The organism is Vibrio sp. 1249-1 (assembly GCF_033340495.1).
In genome coordinates, this window is sequence record NZ_JAWOWJ010000551.1 from 1 (window position 1) to 700 (window position 700).

Below are 700 nucleotides of genomic sequence, written 5' to 3' on the forward strand. Positions count from 1 at the left end.
CCCAAACGTTCGGCGTAATCAAGAATTGTTGCGTAAGCTTTGCCTTCGGCAACGTGCACTTTGTAAATCACTTCATCATCAATGTGCTCGCTGGCAAATGCTTTTAGCTGCTGCTTCACATCTTGCTTCATTTTCGCCGCTGCGTCTTTTGGGAAGTAAGTGGCGACCATCGACATGTGAATACCTGGCAAAACAGTGAGCAGGTGGATTTCTGCGTTTGCTTGTTTTGCTTGCCACACCGCCAGTTCAACCGCTCGGTCTGAGAAGCCTTGGTCATTTAGATCAACCGGAACAAGAATTTGTTTATACATTCAATGTCTCTCACTAAGGCCCCAGATCCGCGGGGCCAAATCGGTTATGCGCTCAGTTGTTCCTTGCGAGCACGACGTTTTTGGTTCATGGCAAGTACCAGCAGAAGAATCAAGCAAGGTACAAATACCCATTCTTTCATTGGACGATCCGCGTCTTGAACGACCCATTTGATTTCCCAATCAAAGTCGATACCAGATGACTCCGCAGGGCTACCAAATTCAACCATGTCGACGACCATTTTGCCGTCGTTCTCAGTCAGCATCAGACCCATTGAAGAGATACGCTCTTCAGCTGTCGTTGCTCTGTCTTCGAATGGCAGACGTACCGTTTTCTCGACGTATTCGCCTTCGAGGTTTTGTCCGGCAACACGTAACTCAATGGATTCTCC

General features: G+C 48.1%; 2 protein-coding genes. Both read right to left on the reverse strand.

Annotated elements, in window-relative coordinates; translation table 11 throughout:
- Positions 1 to 311: universal stress protein (locus R7Z50_RS27550; protein WP_318149759.1), on the reverse strand; the 311-nt coding region annotated here is incomplete at its 3' end.
- A 44-nt stretch (positions 312 to 355) separates the two neighbouring features.
- Positions 356 to 700, reverse strand: a 345-nt coding sequence (locus R7Z50_RS27555) for a DUF3394 domain-containing protein (protein WP_318149760.1), incomplete at its 5' end; no start/stop codon positions are given.